Origin of the sequence: Methylobacillus sp. MM3, from assembly GCF_001645185.1 — a bacterium.
GTDB lineage: Bacteria > Pseudomonadota > Gammaproteobacteria > Burkholderiales > Methylophilaceae > MM2.
Genome location: NZ_LXTQ01000024.1, coordinates 1 through 417, shown reverse-complemented (window position 1 = coordinate 417; position 417 = coordinate 1). Strand labels below are relative to the sequence as shown.

1 protein-coding gene is annotated in these 417 nt (G+C 54.2%); it reads left to right on the top strand.

The window, feature by feature from the left end:
• The coding region (locus A7976_RS08735; protein ID WP_067110299.1) for a ferredoxin at positions 1-183 on the top strand (183 nt) is incomplete at its 5' end.
• Positions 184-417 lie beyond the last annotated feature (234 nt).

Here is a 417-nt window from a genome sequence, read left to right as displayed (position 1 = left end):
GGTGATAGCATTTACGAGATTAACAGCGACAAGTGTACGGAATGCGTAGGCCATTACGACACGCCAACCTGCCAGAAGGTGTGCCCTATTCCCAATACTATTTTGAAAGATCCGGCGCATGTCGAAACAGAAGAGCAGCTGTGGGATAAGTTTGTGCTGATGCACCACGCCGATAAACTTTAGCCGCGTCGCCATCTGGCGATGAAGCTCCTACCCTGCCCCTGCAACAAACGCATAACCCGTAGGCCGGATAAGACGCTACGCGTCGCCATCCGGCAACGCCCTGAATCTAACTTTCGATAATCACCGTGGCGCAGGCGTAGTGACGCTCATCGGCCAGCGTCACATGCATGTGCGCAACGCCGAGTTTTTCCGCCAGTTTTAACGCCTCTCCCCATAATCGCAGACGCGGCTTAC